The sequence below is a fragment of the Streptomyces humi genome, from assembly GCF_001005085.2.
Classification (GTDB): Bacteria; Actinomycetota; Actinomycetes; order Streptomycetales; family Streptomycetaceae; genus Streptomyces; species Streptomyces humi.
The window spans coordinates 126,397-141,130 of sequence record NZ_LBMU02000021.1; the positions used below are offsets into that span (position 1 = coordinate 126,397).

Genomic DNA, 14,734 nt, shown 5'->3' on the forward strand with positions numbered 1-14,734 from the left:
CGCACGGGGCGCGATGCTGTCCCCCTTCAAGAAGCCGTCCGCCGATGCCGGTTTCCCCCGCACCCGTCTCCTTCTCCCCGCCGTCCGGCCCGAGCTGCCGAGGCTCGCCGCGTACGAACGTGTCTGCGGGTTCGCCACCGGGAACGAGGGGCTGCCGGTCACCTATCCGCACGTGCTCGGGTTTCCGCTGGCCATGAAGCTGATGAGCGCGCGCGCGTTCCCGCTCCCCCTGCTGGGGCTCGTGCACACCTCGATCGAGATCGTGCGGCACGCCGAGCTGCCCGCCGACGGGGCGTACGACATCGCCGTCCACGTCGACCGGCTGAGCCCGCACCGGCGCGGCACGGAGGCCCGCGTCGTCACCGAGGTGCGGGCCGCCGGGGCCGTCGTGTGGGAGTCCCGGAGCACGTACCTGGCGCGGCACCGGACCTCGTACGACGACGGTGCGCCGGCCGCCCGTGCGGAGCGGGAGCCGTTGCCCGTGGTGGACGAGTGGCGGATCGCCGGGGACGTGGGACGGCGGTACGGGGCCGCCTCCGGGGACCGCAACCCGATCCATCTGCACCCGCTCACCGCACGCCTCTTCGGCTTCCCCCGGGCCATCGCGCACGGCATGTGGACCGTGGCGAGGTGTCTGGCCGCGCACGGGGTGCCCGAGCGGGTCCGGGTGGCGGCGGAGTTCCGGGCGCCGGTGCTGCTGCCGGGGACGGTGCTGTACGCGGCGGACGCCTCGGGGCGCTTCGAACTGCGCGGAGACCAGGGGAGGACGTACGTGAGCGGGGAGGCGGGCGCGCTCACCGCGTGAAATCTCGGCCAACCTCCGGTGTCCGGCGTTCCATGAAACCCGTACGGGACGGTCAAGTTCATGGCGGGCACAGAGAAAAGGAGGCGTTTTCCCAGAAAGCTCTCAGGCCCTGCTCAAACCTCCTTCTTACATTCCCGGCATGTCTCCCAGCCCCAGACGCATCGCCGTCGTCGCAGACTCGGACACCCGCTGGAAGTGGGGTGCCTCGGTGGCCCGGCAGCTCGCCCCCGGACACGCGCTCGACGCGTACTTCCTGCGGGCCAGGTCCACCCCCACCGAACGGCAGCTCGCCGAGATCGGCATCGTGCCCGACACCAGGCGGGAACTGCGCGCCGCGGAACTGGTCGACGACGAGGCACTGGCGGACGCCGGCATCGTCGTGCTGGCGGTCGCCGGCGGCACCGTCCTGGCGCTCGCGCACGGCCTGGGAGCGGCCTGGGCGGGCCGGGAGCACCGGCCGGTCACGGTCAGCGGGTATGTCGGCGTGGTCTACGAGAAGATGGTCGACGGTCTCCTGACCCGCGCCGGCACGGACATCGTGCTGGCCAACTCCGGTCACGACGCCGAACGGTTCCGCGCCGTCTTCGCGGGCGTCGGCGTGGACCCCGGGTCGGTGGTCGAGTGCGCGCTGCCCTTCCTCGGCGGCGAGCCCTACCGGCCGTCCGACGAGCGGCCGTTCACCGTCACCTTCGCGGTCCAGCCCTCCGTGCCCAAGGACCGCCGGTCCCGGCTCGGGCTCCTGGAGCGGGCCGCCGCGCACGCCCGCTCGCACCCGGAGCGGCTCGTGCTGATGAAGCTGCGCAGCCTGCCCGGCGAGCAGACCACCCACGTCGAGGCCGACCCGTACCAGCACCTGGTCGAGCAGCTCGCCGCACCCGCCCCGGCCAACCTCCGGCTCGCCTACGGCAACATGGGCGACGTACTGGACCGCACCGACCTGCTGGTCACGGTGAGTTCGACGGCCGCGCTGGAGTCGATGCACCGGCGGATCCCCACCGCGATCCTCACCGACTTCGGCGTCCGGGAGGCCCACGGCAACCACTACTTCGTGCACTCCGGCTGCCTGGCCTCCTGGGACGACATCGACGCGGGCGCGCTTCCGCAGCCCGCCCCGGAGTGGGCGGCGGCGCAGGGCATCGGCAAGAGCGACCCGTACGCGGCGGCCCGCGCCCGCGTCACCGCGCTGCGCGCCGCCGGCCCGCTGCCGCCGCTGCGCCCCTACTACACCGCGCGGACCGCCGGCCTCTACCTCGACGGCATCCTCCGGAACAACGGCTTCGACGGTTCGGGCCGCCCGCTGCCGCTGCCGTCGGCCGTCGGCGGCACCGGATTCGTCCGGACGACCGTACGAAGGGTGGCCGGGCGAGGGGCCGGCAAGCTGTACCGCCTGGGCCACCAGCGGCTCGCACCCGCCCTGCGCCGCTGGGGCGCCGTGTGAGACCGGGCCGGCGCTACCGGGCCCGCGGGTGCGTGGGAGCCGTGCCGGGCGGGTCCGGGAGCGGCGGGGTCCAGGGCCGGGCCTCCATCAGGTTGCCCAGGCCCGCCCACGCGAAGTTCATCAGGGTCGCAGCCGCCTGGTGCGCGGTCACCCCGGGGGTGGCGTTGGCCCAGGCGGCCAGGGACTCGGCGGCGCCGACCAGGGCCTCGGCGAGGCCCGCCACCTCCCCCTCCGCCAGGTCGGGATCGCGGTGCGCCTCGCGGGCGGCGACGGCGATGAGCTGGGTGACGAACGCGACGATCTCCTCGCGCATCGCCGCGACCACGGAGGCGAACCGCTCGCCGTGCGTACGGGCCTGGATGTGCAGCACCGACCAGCCGTCGGGGTGGGCGGCGGTGTGCGCGAAGAACGCCTGGAGCCCGTCCCAGAGCTGGCGGTCGGCGGGCAGCTCCCGGCGGACCCCGGTGCGGACCGCCTCGGCGAGCGCGGCGGCCTCACGGCGGATGCACGCCGTGAAGAGGTCTTCCTTCGAGTTGAGGTAGAGGTAGACCAACGGCTTGGAGACACCGGCGAGTTCGGCGATCTCATCCATGGACGCGGCCATGTAGCCGCGCTGGCCGAAGGTCCGCACGGCGGCGTCCAGCATCTGCTGCTCCCGGACCGCCCGCGGCATCCGCTTGGTCTTCACGGCACCCATGAGGTCAAAGCCTAGTTCGGGCGCGGGGGTTGGGAGACGCGCGTGTACGTCAGGAGGCCTGGCCCTGGGCCGGCGCCGGGGTCTCCTCGGCCGCCTCGGCCACCTCGTCCTCCTGGCTGCGGTTGGCCTCGATGTTGGCCTTCATCCGCTCCACCCGCTGCGAGACCTGCACGGACGCCCGGTCCCGCTCCTTGCGCAGCACCACGAAGCTGATCGGCGCCGACAGGACGAGGGACAGCAGCAGCACCCACAGCGGGTTGGAGTCGCCGAAGCCGCGGGGGAACGCACCGGCGTAGACGAGGCCCCAGACGACGAGGAGGCAGCCCGCGAAGATACCGAGGCGCATCAGCGTGTAGCGGAGCATCTCAATCCAGTCTTCCGACGACGAAAAGGGGCACCGTCCAGTGAAGCACGGCACGGCACCGATCTTGCAGCGGGGTCGGCTCAGGCCAGGGTGAGCAGCATGGTGATGTCGTCTCGGTCGTCGCCGGGGGCGACCCGGATCGCGCCGGGGACGCGGCCGACCTCCCGGTAGCCGCAGGAGCCGTAGAAGTCCTCCAGCCCGTGGCCGCCCCGGCAGGTGAGCCGTATCGCGGTTATGCCGTCGAAGCCGCGGGCCTCGGCGGCGGCCGCGGCGAGCAGGTCCCGGCCGTAGCCCTGGCCCTGGTGCTTGGGGTGCACCATCACCGTGTACAGCCACACCCAGTGCTTCATCAGGCGGTGGGTGTTGAAGGAGAAGAAGGCGGTGGCGGCGACGGTGCCGGACTCGTCGAGGCCGACGAGGAGCCGGTTGCGGCCCTCGGCCATGGCGACGAGATGCCGGACCAGTTCCGGACGGATCTCCTCCGGGGTCACCGGCGGGACGAAGCCGACGGCCCCGCGGGCGTTGGACACGTCCGTCCACAGGTCGAGGACACCGGCACGGAGGGCGGGGGTGACGGCGGGATCGAGGGTGAAAGTAAGAGGCACCGGTGCAGTGTAGCCATTACCTCTCGTGGTCATTACCTCTCGTGGCCATTACCTGCCGTGACCATTACCTGCCGCTAGGACGACAGTGTTCGCGCGGCGACCCGCAGATCGGCGACGAGCCCCTGGTAGGCCTGCTCACGGTCGTCCGACCGCAGGACGGAGGACGGGTGGACCGTCGGCACGAGCCGCTCGGGGCGGCCGTGGAGCTCCCGTTCCAGCACGGTCCCGCGCGCCTCGCCGACCCGGAACGACGACCCGAGCAGGGCCTTCCCGGCGGTGGCGCCGAGGACGACGATCAGCTCCGGGGCCACGACGGTCAGCTCGGCGGCGAGCCAGGGGGCGCAGGCCGACATCTCCCGGAGGGTGGGGGCCTTGTGGATGCGGCGCTTGCGGGGTTCGGTCCGGGTGAACTTGAAGTGCTTCACCGCGTTGGTCACATAGGCGTCGGCCGGGTCGAGGCCGGCGTCCGCCAGGGCCCGGCCGAGCAGCTTCCCGGCCGGGCCGACGAAGGGCTCGCCCTGCCGGTCCTCCTGGTCACCGGGCTGCTCCCCGACGAGCATGAGGCGCGCGTGCGCCGGCCCCCTGCCGAAGACGGTCCGGGTGGCGTCACGGTGCAGGGGGCAGCCGCGGCAGCCGGCGGCGGCCCGGCGGAGAGCGGCGAGGCTCGGCGTCCGGGCGTCGGGGAGGAAGGGGGTCGCGGTGTACGCCTCCTCCGGAGCGCCGGTGGTGGCCATGAGCGCCGGGTACCCGCCGTGGAGCTGCGGATTCGTCTCCGGCCGCGGGAGCGTTGGGGGCTTGTCGCGCAGTTCCCCGCGCCCCTGAAAGAAGGGGCGTTGCAGTACGTGCCCCTTCAGGGGCGCGGGGAACTGCGCGAGCGACCACGACGCACCCGCACCCGGAGACGCACCCTCAGTCGGCTGGTCACACCCGCATCGGCTGGGGGGACTCGCGGCGGGCCGGGTCCGGGCCGTCGTACTCGCGGATGATCTCGTAGCGCGTGTTGCGCTCCACCGGGCGGAAGCCCGCGTCGCGGATGAGGTCGAGGAGGTCCTCGCGGGTCAGCTTGTTCGGCGTGCCGTAGTTGTCCGCGTCATGGGTGATCTTGTACTCGACCACCGAGCCGTCCATGTCGTCGGCGCCGTGCTGCAACGCCAGCTGCGCGGTCTGAACGCCGTGCATGACCCAGAAGACCTTGACGTGCGGCACGTTGTCGAAGAGGAGACGGGAGACCGCGAAGGTCTTCAGGGCCTCCGCGCCGGTCGCCATCTGGGTCCGGGCCTGGAGCCGGTTCCTGACCTTGCCGTCCTTCATGTCCACGAAGTCGTGCTGGTAGCGGAGCGGGATGAAGACCTGGAAGCCGTTCGTCTCGTCCTGGAGCTCGCGCAGCCGCAGCACGTGGTCGACGCGGTGGCGGGGCTCCTCGATGTGGCCGTACAGCATGGTGCACGGGGTCTTCAGACCCTTCTCGTGCGCCAGGCGGTGGATCCGGGACCAGTCCTCCCAGTGGGTGCGGTGGTCCACGATGTGCTGCCGGACCTCCCAGTCGAAGATCTCCGCGCCACCGCCGGTCAGCGACTCCAGCCCCGCGTCGATCAGCTCGTCGAGGATCTCCGACGCGGACAGGCCGCTGATCGTCTCGAAGTGGTGGATCTCCGTGGCCGTGAAGGCCTTCAGGGAGACGTTCGGCAGGGCCGCCTTCAGCTCGCGCAGCGACCGCGGGTAGTAGCGCCACGGCAGGTTCGGGTGCAGGCCGTTGACGATGTGCAGCTCGGTGAGGTTCTCGCCCTCCATCGCCTTGGCGAGCTTCACCGCCTCCTCGATGCGCATCGTGTACGCGTCCTTCTCGCCCGGCTTGCGCTGGAACGAGCAGTACGCGCAGGACGCGGTGCACACGTTCGTCATGTTGAGGTGCCGGTTGACGTTGAAGTGCACGACGTCACCGTTCTTGCGCGTGCGCACCTCGTGGGCGAGACCGCCCAGCCAGGCCAGGTCGTCCGACTCGTACAGCGCGATGCCGTCCTCGCGGGACAGCCGCTCGCCGGAGCGGACCTTCTCCTCCAGCTCACGCTTGAGCCCGACGTCCATGCCTCACCCTTTCCACGACAACTCGCCCCACGGTATCCCTAGACCTCCTCGGGCAGGTCCCCCACCCGGTTCTCCCACTTCGTGGAGAGCACGACCGTGGTCCGGGTCCGGGAGACGCCCTTCGTGCCGGACAGCCGCCGGATGGTCTTCTCCAGGCCGTCGACGTCCGTCGAACGCACCTTGAGCATGAAGGAGTCGTCACCGGCGATGAACCAGCAGTCCTCGATCTCCGGCAGGTCCCGCAGCCGCTGGGCCACGTCCTCGTGGTCGGCCGCGTCGGAGAGCGAGATGCCGATCAGGGCGATCACGCCGAGACCGAGCGAGGCCGCGTTCACGGTGGCCCGGTAGCCGGTGATGACCCCGGCCGCCTCCAGCCGGTTGATGCGGTCGGTGACGCTGGGTCCCGACAGTCCGACGAGACGGCCCAGCTCAGCGTACGAGGCCCGGCCGTTCTCCCTCAGGGCCTGGATGAGCTGCCTGTCCACGGCGTCCATGCGATCGAAGCCTTCCGCTGAAAGTTCCCGAAGTAGATGAGAGGTGGTGCAGGGGTACCGCTACCGGCCCGCGCCGCCGCCGAGGTCGCCCTCCCAGCGGCGGTAGAGCCGGTGTCCGACACCCGCCGCGTCCAGTACGCGCCCGGCGACGAAGTCGACCAGGTCCTGGATGTGGGTGGCGCCCGCGTAGAAGGCCGGCGAGGCGGGGACGACGACCGCCCCCAGGTCGTCCAGGGTGACGAGGTGGCGCAGCGTCTGTCCGCCCAGCGGTGTCTCGCGGACGGCGACGACGAGCGGGCGGCGCTCCTTGAGGGTGACGGAGGCCGTCCGCTGGAGCAGGTCCTTGGAGAGCCCGAGGGCGACCCCGGCGACGGCGGCGGTGGACGCCGGCACGATCAGCATGCCCTTGGCCGGGTACGACCCCGAGGACGGCCCCGCGGCCAGGTCCCCGGCGCTCCAGTACCGCACCCGCGTCAGGTCGACCGCGAAGGTCCCGGGCTTGCCGTCGGCGCCACGCGTCAGCCATTCGCGCAGGTCGTCGCGCCAGTGCGCGTCCCGGAAGGAGATCCCGGTCTCGTCCAGCAGGGTGAGCCGCGAGGCCCGGCTGACCACCAGGTCGACGCTCTCCCCCGCGTCGAGCAGGGCACGCAGCACAGCGGCGGCATACGGCGTACCGGACGCCCCGGACACCCCCACGATCCAAGGCACGCGCTGCGTTTCTCCTGCGTTCACACCTTGAGCGTACCGGCGCGCCCGCCCGACTTCAGGACGGGTCCATGGTCGGCCCGCGCCGGTCAGACCGACAGCCCGCGGACCAGCAGGTCGAGGAGGGCGCAGGCGAAGAGGGCGATGCCGATGAAGCCGTTGACGCTGAAGAAGGCGCGGTTGAGGCGGGAGAGGTCGTGGGGGCGGACGATGGAGTGCTCGTAGAGGAAGGCGCCGGCGACGACCACCAGGCCCAGCCAGAAGAAGGCGCCCGCGTGCGTCGCCACCGCGTACCAGACGAACAGGGCCGTGACGAGCGTGTGGCAGACCCGCGCGCCCCGGATCGCCGCCGGGATGCCGAAGCGGGCCGGCACCGACATGACTCCGATCTCGCGGTCGGTCTCCACGTCCTGGCAGGCGTAGATCAGGTCGAAGCCGCCGATCCAGATGCCCACGGCGAGGCCCAGGATCACCGCGTCCCAGGACCACTCGCCGGTGACCGCCAGCCAGCCGCCGATGGGGCCCATGGCCTGGGCGAGACCCAGGATGGCCTGCGGGAAGTTCGTGAACCGCTTCCCGTAGGGGTAGACCACCATCGGGATCACGGCGACCGGCGCGAGCGCCAGGCAGAGCGGGTTGAGCAGGGCCGCGGAGCCGAGGAAGACCGCCACCGCGATCAGCGCGCCGGTCCAGGCGTGCCTCACGCTCATCGCGCCGGTGACCAGCTCACGGTGGGCGGTGCGCGGGTTCCGGGCGTCGATCTCACGGTCGATGATCCGGTTGACCGCCATCGCGAAGGTGCGCAGGCCGACCATGCAGATCGTGACCAGGAGCAACCGGCCCCAGTGGATGTTCCGGTCCAGCTCGAACATCGCGGTCAGCGCGGCGATGTACGCGAAGGGCAGCGCGAAGACCGAGTGCTCGATCATCACCAGCCGGAGGAACGCCTTGGTGCGTCCCGGCTGCGGGAGTGCTGCGGAGGCGGAGCTCACAGGCCGTACTCCTTCCAGCGGCGGTCCACGAGGGCCGCCGTATCCGGGTCCGACAGGACCATCTCCGGCCAGCCCCCGTCCCTGGTGTAGCCCTCCTCGGGCCACTTCCGCGTCGCGTCGATGCCCGCCTTGCCGCCCCAGAACTGCTGGTAGGAGGCGTGGTCCAGGTGGTCGACGGGGCCTTCGACGACGGTGAGGTCGCGGGCGTAGTCGGTGTTGCCGAGGGCCCGCCAGGAGACCTCGTGCAGGTCGTGGACGTCGCAGTCGGAGTCGACCACCACGATCAGCTTGGTGAGGGACATCATGTGCGCGCCCCAGACGGCGTGCATGACCTTCTGCGCGTGCTTCGGGTACTTCTTGTCGATCGAGACGATCGCACAGTTGTGGAAGCCGCCGGACTCGGGGAGGTGGTAGTCCACGATGTCCGGGACGATGATCTTCAGGAGGGGGAGGAAGAAGCGTTCGGTGGCGCGGCCGAGCGGGCCGTCCTCGGTCGGGGGGCGGCCGACGACGATCGACTGGAGCAGGGGGCGGCGGCGCATCGTCACGCAGTCGATGGTCAGCGCCGGAAACGGCTCCTGCGGGGTGTAGAAGCCGGTGTGGTCGCCGAAGGGGCCCTCCGGCAGCATCTCGCCGGGCTCCAGCCAGCCTTCCAGGACGACCTCCGCCTGCGCCGGGACCTGGAGCGGGACGGTCTTGCAGTCGACCATCTCGATCCGCTTGCCCGCGATGAACCCGGCGAACAGGTACTCGTCGATGTCGCCGGGGAGCGGGGCCGTGGACGCGTAGGTGACGGCGGGCGGGCAGCCGAAGGCGATGGCCACCGGGAGGCGCTCGCCGCGCCGGGCGGCCACCTGGTAGTGGTTGCGGCTGTCCTTGTGGATCTGCCAGTGCATGCCGATGGTGCGCCGGTCGTGGCGCTGGAGGCGGTACAGACCCAGGTTGCGGATCCCGCTCTCCGGGTCCTTGGTGTGGGTGAGCCCCAGGTTGAAGAAGGAGCCGCCGTCCTGCGGCCAGGTGAAGAGGGCCGGGAGCCGGTCCAGATCCACCTCGTCGCCCTTGAGGACGACCTCCTGCACCGGCGCGCTGTCGGACTTCACCTTCTTCGGCGGTACGTGCGCCATCGCGCCGAGCTTCCCGAACGCCTCGCGCACCCCGACGAACCCGTGCGGCAGTTCGGGGCGCAGCAGCCCGCCGATCTTCTCGGAGATCTCGCCGTAGGACTTCAGACCGAGCGCCTTCAGCAGCCTGCGGTCGGTGCCGAAGACGTTCATCGCCAGCGGCATCGCGGAGCCGCGGACGTTCTCGAAGAGCAGCGCGGGCCCGCCGGACTTCTGGACCCGGTCGACGATCTCCCCGACCTCCAGATACGGGTCGACCTCGGCCTTGACACGCTTGAGGTCGCCCTCGCGCTCCAGGGCCCTGAGCAGGGAGCGAAGATCGTCGTAAGCCATGTGTCCCAGTATCGGCCACCCGGGGTGCGGGCCCGGTCACCGCCCCCTGCGATACTCGTCGGCCGTGACAGTCCACCGCCGGTTACCGCTGCTCGCCCTGCTGATCGCCGTCTCCTCGGGCGCGTGCTCGCCCCCGCAGGAGTCCGGCGGCTCCGCGGTCTCCCCGCTGGTCCGGGTGGCGGCCGCCGACCGGGAGACCGCCCCCGACCTCACGGGCGCCGACCTGGACGGCCGCACGGTCCGGCTCGGCGACTACCGGGGCAAGGTCGTCGTACTGAACGTCTGGGCGTCCTGGTGCGGCCCCTGCCGTGCCGAGGCACCGGAACTCTCCGAGGTGCAGCGGGAGTTGGCCGCCGAGGGCGTGCAGGTGCTGGGCGTGGACATGGACGCCCGGCGGGCGAAGGGACGGGCGTTCCAGGAGGAGCACCGGCTGTCCTACCCGAGCCTGCACGACCCCGCGAGCCGCCAGCTCCTGCGCCTGCCCCGGGGGTACAAGGCGCAGGCGCTGCCGTACACCCTCTTCATCGACCGGCGGGGGAGGATCGCCGCGCGGTACCTGAGCCCGCTCACCAAAGCCGAGGTCCGCGCCGTCACCCGGCCGCTGCTCGCCGAGCAGGCCTGACCGGCTCCCCGCCTCCGGCAAGGGCCTTCTCCCGTCCCGCGGCCCTCGGTCATAGTGGACGTGCTCGGCCGAGGGGGAACCGTGGCGGGGGAGGGAGAGCCGATGACGGAGCCCGGTCCGTTCGCGCCGGAGACCGTCGTGGTGGAGCAGCTGAAGCAGGCGTGGCGGCGCAGACACACGGATCCGGCGCTGGCGGTGTCCACCGCGGCGGGGAACCGGCTCGCCCGGGTCACCCACACCGACGACACACAGTCCCTGCTCACGGGGGCGTCCGGGGAGCTCGTCGTCCGCGTCCTGCGCACCGGACCGGCGCTGTTCCGCTTCACCGACGCCGCCGGCCGGGAGACCGGCACCGCCGAGGCCCCCGGACGCGTCAGGACCCGGCAGCTGAGTCTGCGGACGGCGGCGGGGCGCCGGCTCTTCCTCACCCGGCGGGCCCTCGTCTCCGTCGAATGGCTGCTCACGGAGACCGACCCCGACCAGAACCCCGCTCCGGAGACCCTCGGCCGGGTCACGGTGAGCACCGCCGACAGGTGGCGCGGGCTCCAGCGGTACGTCGTCGAGACGGACCCCGGCCTCGACGCCTCCGAGCGGCGGACGGTCGTCACCTCGGTCGTCTGTCTGCACCTGCTGCGCCGGCCACCGGGCGAGAACTCGGCACCCGGCTGAGCGCGCCGCGGGCCGGAATGGTTCAGGCGCAGCTGCCGGCCGGTCCGATCGGTGAGACCAGGCGGCTCAGGTCCGGCAGCACCGCGTCCAGGTGGGGCACGGAGTCCGCGACCGAGATCTCCACGGCCGGGCTCCGGCCGAAGGTGACCAGGTACTCACGGTCCCCGGCCCGCTCCCGCCAGACCCAGTCCACGCCGTCCACGCGGACACAGGCGTCCGTCGTCGGGCCCGGCGGGTGCACACCGCAGCGCAGCTCCACCGCACCGCGGCCCCACACGGCGAGACCCGCGAACGTGACCCGGTCGCGGGTGGCGCCGCCGAGACGGTCGGGGTAGCGGGCGGCGAGCCGGGTGCACGCCGGGTCACTCGCCAGCGGGCCCTGGGCCAGCCCGAACACCGGGGAGTCCAGTTCGCCCGCCACCAGTCCGGCACCCGCCAGCAGGCCGGCCACGCCCACCGCCCAGCCCCAGCGGGTCCTCGGGCGTGTCATCAGGGTCCCCTCCTGGTCGCGGCCCGGTCGAGGTGACCATCATGCCCGTGCCCCCGGGACCGGACGTCACCCACCCGCTACCCTGGCCGCCATGCTCAGGTATCTGCCCTTCCTGCTGGTCCTCGCACTGTGGATCTACGCCTTCGTGGACTGCCTGAACACCCCCGAGGACGAGGTCCGCGCCCTGCCGAAACTGGCGTGGGTGCTGGTCATCCTGCTCTTCGGGGAGGTCCTGGTCGGCCCGGTGGCCTGGCTGGTCGCGGGGAAGGCGCGGCAGCCCCGCGAGCGGTGGGTCGCGCCGGACGACAACCCGGAGTTCCTGAAGTCCCTGAAGCCGGACGATCCGCGCACGGACTGAGGGACGGGCTGAGGAACGGGCTGAGGAACGGGCTGAGGAACGGGCTGAGGGACGGGCTGAGGGACGGGCTGAGGAACGGGCCGGGGATCCGCCACCGGACGGGCGGTCCGCGCCCGGGCCGGGTCAGGCCGCGAAACCCCTCCCGGTGCGGGATCCCGAGAGGGCCATGCGTTCCACCCGGCCGGCCTGGTCGAGGCCGCCGCCGTCGGCGTAGCGGTAGGGGGTGGCGGCGCACAGGCGCAGGACGGCCTGTTTCGCCTCCGCGTCGTCGGAGACCACCTGGATGTCCGGGACGACGGACGCGTCGCCGTCGGCGAGGTGCTCCCACCACACGTTCTTGAAGGCCCCCACCAGCCGGGCCCCGGGGAACGCGGCCGCCAGGTCCGCGGTCCCGCCGCGGGCCCAGGGTCCGACGAAGTCGGTGTGGTCCCCGGTGAACGGGTTGGTGACGTCCACCAGGATCTTCCCGCGCACGGCCGCCCGCCAGGGCCTGAGCACCTGCACCGCCCCCGGTACGCCGAGGACCGCGGGGATCACCACGGACGCCCCTGTGACGGCTTCTTCGCAGGAGCCGCCGGTCAGCTCCGGACAGCCCAGCCGGGCCGCCGTCCCGCGCCCGTGCCCGGCGTCCGCCGAGCCCAGCCGGACCTGGTGTCCGGCGCGGGCGAACAGCACCGCCAGCGTGGTGGCGATACGGCCCGTTCCCAGTACCCCGATCGTCATGGTCGTCCTGTCCCCCCGTAGCCGGTCTGCCCGTTCTCCGTTGCCGTGTGTCAGGTCGCGCGGGTCAGCACCAGGCTGACGTTGTGGCCGCCGAAGCCGAAGGAGTTCGCGAGCGCGGCCTCCCAGCGGCCGGTGCGGGCGGCGCCGGCGACCACGTCGAGCCCCACCCCCGGGTCGGGTTCGTCCAGGTTGCGGGTGGCCGGGACCACGCCGTGGTGCAGCGCCAGCAGGGCGGCCAGGGCGCCGAACGCGCCGGAGGCGCCCAGCATGTGACCGGTCATCGACTTGGTCGCGGTCACCACCGGGTGCGCGCCGACGGCCTTCGCCACCGCCTCGGCCTCGGCGAGGTCGCCGCCCGGGGTCGAGGTGGCGTGGGCGTGCACGTGCCCGATGTCGGCGGGGGCCAGGTCCGCGTCCCGCAGCGCCGCCCGGATCGCCGTGATCTGTCCCTCGGGTTCGGACGCGGAGATGTGGTGGGCGCTGGACGTGACCGCCGCGCCGGCCACCGCGCCGTAGACCCGGGCGCCCCGGGCCCGGGCGGACGTGCCGCGTTCCAGGACCATGACGGCCGCGCCCTCGGCCATGACGAAACCCGAACGGGCGGCGTCGAACGGCCGGGACACCGCGGCCGGGTCGCCGCCCCGCTGGGACAGTGCCTTCATCTGCGTGAACGCGGCCACCATGAACGGGGTCAGGCAGGCGTCGGTGCCGCCGGCGACCACGACGTCGGCGCGGTCCAGCCGGATCAGGTCGAGCCCGAGGGCGACGGCCTCGGCGCCCGAGGCACAGGCGCTGACCGGCGCCCGCGCTCCGGCCCGCGCCCCCAGGTCCAGGCCGGCCCAGGCCGCCGGGCCGTTCGGCATCACCATCGGCACGGCGTAGGACGACAGTCTGCGCATGCCGTGCTCCTCGTACACGGCGTTCTGCGCCAGCGTGCTCAGCAGCCCGCCGATGCCGGTGCCGATCACCACCGCCAGCCGTTCCGGCGGCACCTCGGGTCTCCCGGCGTCCTGGAAGGCCTCCCGGGTCACCGCCACCGCCATCTGCTCGGTGCGGTCGAGGCGGCGCGCGAGGACGCGGCCGATCGCCTCGACCGGGTCCGCGGTGAGCGGCCCGCCGATCCCCACCGGCAGTTCGGCGGGCCAGTCCCCGCCCAGCGCGCGTATCCCGGACCGGCCGTCGAGCAGCCCCTGCCACGACTCGGCCGCACTCCCGCCCAGTGGTGTCAGCGCCCCCAGCCCGGTCACGAGCACGTCACTGTCCCGGCTCATCAGCCGCCCTCTCTCGGTCTTGTGAACTCCCCTGCCGCCCGGTGGTCCGGGGCCGGTCAGGAGAAGACGATGGTGTGGTTGCCGTGCCGGATCACGCGGTCCTCGCTGTGCCAGAGCACCGCCCGGGAGAGCACCGCCCGCTCCACGTCGGCACCGCGTCGTTGCAGGTCGGCCGCGGTGTCGGCGTGGCTGACCCGGACCACGTCCTGCTCGATGATCGGCCCCTCGTCCAGGTGCTCGGTGACGTAGTGGGCGGTGGCGCCGACGAGTTTGACGCCGCGTTCCTTGGCCCTGGCGTAGGGCCCGGCACCGATGAACGCCGGCAGGAAGGAGTGGTGGATGTTGATGATCGGCACACCGGCCTGCCGGATGAAGTCGCCCGACAGGATCTGCATGTAGCGGGCCAGCACGACGAAGTCGACGTTGCCCTTGAGCAGCCGCAGCTGCTCGGCCTCGGCGGCGGACTTGTCGGGCCCGGAGCACGGCACGTGGAAGAAGGGGATGCCGAAGGAGCGCACCTCCTCGGCCGTGTCCGGATGGTTGGAGATCACCATGGCGACCGAGACCGGCAGCTGGCCCCTGCGGTGCCGCCACAGCAGGTCGAGCAGGCAGTGGTCGGCCTTCGAGGCGAAGATCGCCACCCGGCCGGGCACCCCGAGGTCCCGCAGGGTGAAGTCGAGGTCGAAGCCCCCGGCGGTCAGCGCGGTCAGGTCGTCCCGGACGGCGGGCAGGGCGGCCGGCAGGTCGTCGAGGCCGAAGACCGTGCGCTGGAAGAACGCGCCGCCCTGCGGGTCGTCGGAGTACTGGTCCAGGGAGACGATGTTCGCGCCGTGGTCGCTGAGCACCGCGCCGACGGCCGCGACGATGCCCGGCCGGTCCCTGCCCGCGACGATCAGCGAGGCCCGGGGCCGCCCGGACCCGCGCCCCGCGGGCCGGGTCCGGGTCTGTTCGGCGAGCCGCAC

General features: G+C 72.6%; 18 protein-coding genes. 5 read left to right on the plus strand and 13 right to left on the minus strand.

What is annotated here, in order from left to right; translation table 11 throughout:
* Positions 1-13: 13 nt before the first annotated feature.
* Both AAW13_RS08090 and AAW13_RS08095 read left to right on the plus strand, forming a co-directional pair.
* A complete protein-coding gene (locus AAW13_RS08090; RefSeq protein WP_079178748.1) occupies positions 14-805 on the plus strand; it encodes a MaoC/PaaZ C-terminal domain-containing protein in 792 nt (263 codons plus the stop codon).
* A gap of 139 nt (positions 806-944) precedes the next feature.
* The gene (locus AAW13_RS08095; RefSeq protein ID WP_071659474.1) at positions 945-2,243 is read left to right on the plus strand and encodes a DUF6716 putative glycosyltransferase; all 1,299 of its coding nucleotides are present in this window, start codon (positions 945-947) and stop codon (positions 2,241-2,243) included.
* Between the two features lie 13 nt (positions 2,244-2,256).
* Here the strand turns inward: AAW13_RS08095 and AAW13_RS08100 are convergent, their stop codons facing one another.
* From AAW13_RS08100 to AAW13_RS08140, 9 genes are all read right to left on the minus strand, one after another.
* Positions 2,257-2,940, minus strand: a complete 684-nt coding sequence (locus tag AAW13_RS08100; RefSeq protein ID WP_046726488.1) for a TetR/AcrR family transcriptional regulator — start codon at positions 2,938-2,940, stop codon at positions 2,257-2,259.
* A gap of 49 nt (positions 2,941-2,989) precedes the next feature.
* A complete protein-coding gene (locus AAW13_RS08105) occupies positions 2,990-3,304 on the minus strand; it encodes a DUF4229 domain-containing protein (RefSeq protein ID WP_046726489.1) in 315 nt (104 codons plus the stop codon).
* An 80-nt stretch (positions 3,305-3,384) separates the two neighbouring features.
* On the minus strand, positions 3,385-3,909 hold the full coding sequence (locus tag AAW13_RS08110; protein WP_046726490.1) for a GNAT family N-acetyltransferase: 525 nt from the start codon (positions 3,907-3,909) through the stop codon (positions 3,385-3,387).
* A 74-nt stretch (positions 3,910-3,983) separates the two neighbouring features.
* Positions 3,984-4,643 carry a UdgX family uracil-DNA binding protein gene (locus tag AAW13_RS08115; protein WP_046726491.1) on the minus strand — a complete coding sequence of 220 codons (660 nt, stop codon included), beginning with the start codon at positions 4,641-4,643 and terminating at the stop codon, positions 3,984-3,986.
* A gap of 187 nt (positions 4,644-4,830) precedes the next feature.
* Positions 4,831-5,994 carry an aminofutalosine synthase MqnE gene (mqnE, locus tag AAW13_RS08120; RefSeq protein WP_046726492.1) on the minus strand — a complete coding sequence of 388 codons (1,164 nt, stop codon included), beginning with the start codon at positions 5,992-5,994 and terminating at the stop codon, positions 4,831-4,833.
* Between the two features lie 38 nt (positions 5,995-6,032).
* A complete protein-coding gene (locus AAW13_RS08125) occupies positions 6,033-6,488 on the minus strand; it encodes an Lrp/AsnC family transcriptional regulator (protein WP_046726493.1) in 456 nt (151 codons plus the stop codon).
* Between the two features lie 60 nt (positions 6,489-6,548).
* Positions 6,549-7,196, minus strand: a complete 648-nt coding sequence (locus AAW13_RS08130) for a UbiX family flavin prenyltransferase (protein WP_046726494.1) — start codon at positions 7,194-7,196, stop codon at positions 6,549-6,551.
* Between the two features lie 86 nt (positions 7,197-7,282).
* Positions 7,283-8,185: a menaquinone biosynthesis prenyltransferase MqnP gene (gene mqnP, locus AAW13_RS08135; RefSeq protein WP_046726495.1), complete on the minus strand. Its 903-nt coding sequence runs from the start codon at positions 8,183-8,185 to the stop codon at positions 7,283-7,285.
* Positions 8,182-9,639 (minus strand): menaquinone biosynthesis decarboxylase, encoded by a 1,458-nt coding sequence (locus AAW13_RS08140; protein WP_046726496.1) that lies wholly within the window; start codon positions 9,637-9,639, stop codon positions 8,182-8,184. Before AAW13_RS08140 ends, mqnP begins: the two co-directional genes overlap by 4 nt.
* Positions 9,640-9,703: 64 nt before the next feature.
* Here AAW13_RS08140 and AAW13_RS08145 point away from each other — a divergent pair, with 64 nt between their 5' ends.
* Entirely contained in the window at positions 9,704-10,261 is a 558-nt protein-coding gene (locus tag AAW13_RS08145) for a TlpA family protein disulfide reductase (protein WP_240528566.1), read from the plus strand.
* 102 nt (positions 10,262-10,363) lie between these two features.
* Positions 10,364-10,930 carry a hypothetical protein gene (locus tag AAW13_RS08150; protein WP_046726497.1) on the plus strand — a complete coding sequence of 189 codons (567 nt, stop codon included), beginning with the start codon at positions 10,364-10,366 and terminating at the stop codon, positions 10,928-10,930.
* Between the two features lie 22 nt (positions 10,931-10,952).
* Here the strand turns inward: AAW13_RS08150 and AAW13_RS08155 are convergent, their stop codons facing one another.
* On the minus strand, positions 10,953-11,420 hold the full coding sequence (locus AAW13_RS08155; protein WP_052768412.1) for a DUF3515 family protein: 468 nt from the start codon (positions 11,418-11,420) through the stop codon (positions 10,953-10,955).
* 91 nt (positions 11,421-11,511) lie between these two features.
* Between AAW13_RS08155 and AAW13_RS08160 the strand changes: the two genes are divergently transcribed.
* Complete coding sequence (locus tag AAW13_RS08160) at positions 11,512-11,778, plus strand: PLD nuclease N-terminal domain-containing protein (RefSeq protein WP_046726499.1); 267 nt, start codon at positions 11,512-11,514, stop codon at positions 11,776-11,778.
* 123 nt (positions 11,779-11,901) lie between these two features.
* Here the strand turns inward: AAW13_RS08160 and AAW13_RS08165 are convergent, their stop codons facing one another.
* The 3 genes from AAW13_RS08165 to purU are packed head-to-tail and all read right to left on the minus strand — an operon-like array spanning position 11,902 to position 14,734.
* Positions 11,902-12,501 (minus strand): NADPH-dependent F420 reductase, encoded by a 600-nt coding sequence (locus tag AAW13_RS08165; RefSeq protein WP_052768413.1) that lies wholly within the window; start codon positions 12,499-12,501, stop codon positions 11,902-11,904.
* A gap of 50 nt (positions 12,502-12,551) precedes the next feature.
* Entirely contained in the window at positions 12,552-13,772 is a 1,221-nt protein-coding gene (locus tag AAW13_RS08170) for a beta-ketoacyl-[acyl-carrier-protein] synthase family protein (RefSeq protein ID WP_046726500.1), read from the minus strand.
* Between the two features lie 56 nt (positions 13,773-13,828).
* Positions 13,829-14,734, minus strand: a complete 906-nt coding sequence (gene purU, locus AAW13_RS08175) for a formyltetrahydrofolate deformylase (protein WP_046726501.1) — start codon at positions 14,732-14,734, stop codon at positions 13,829-13,831.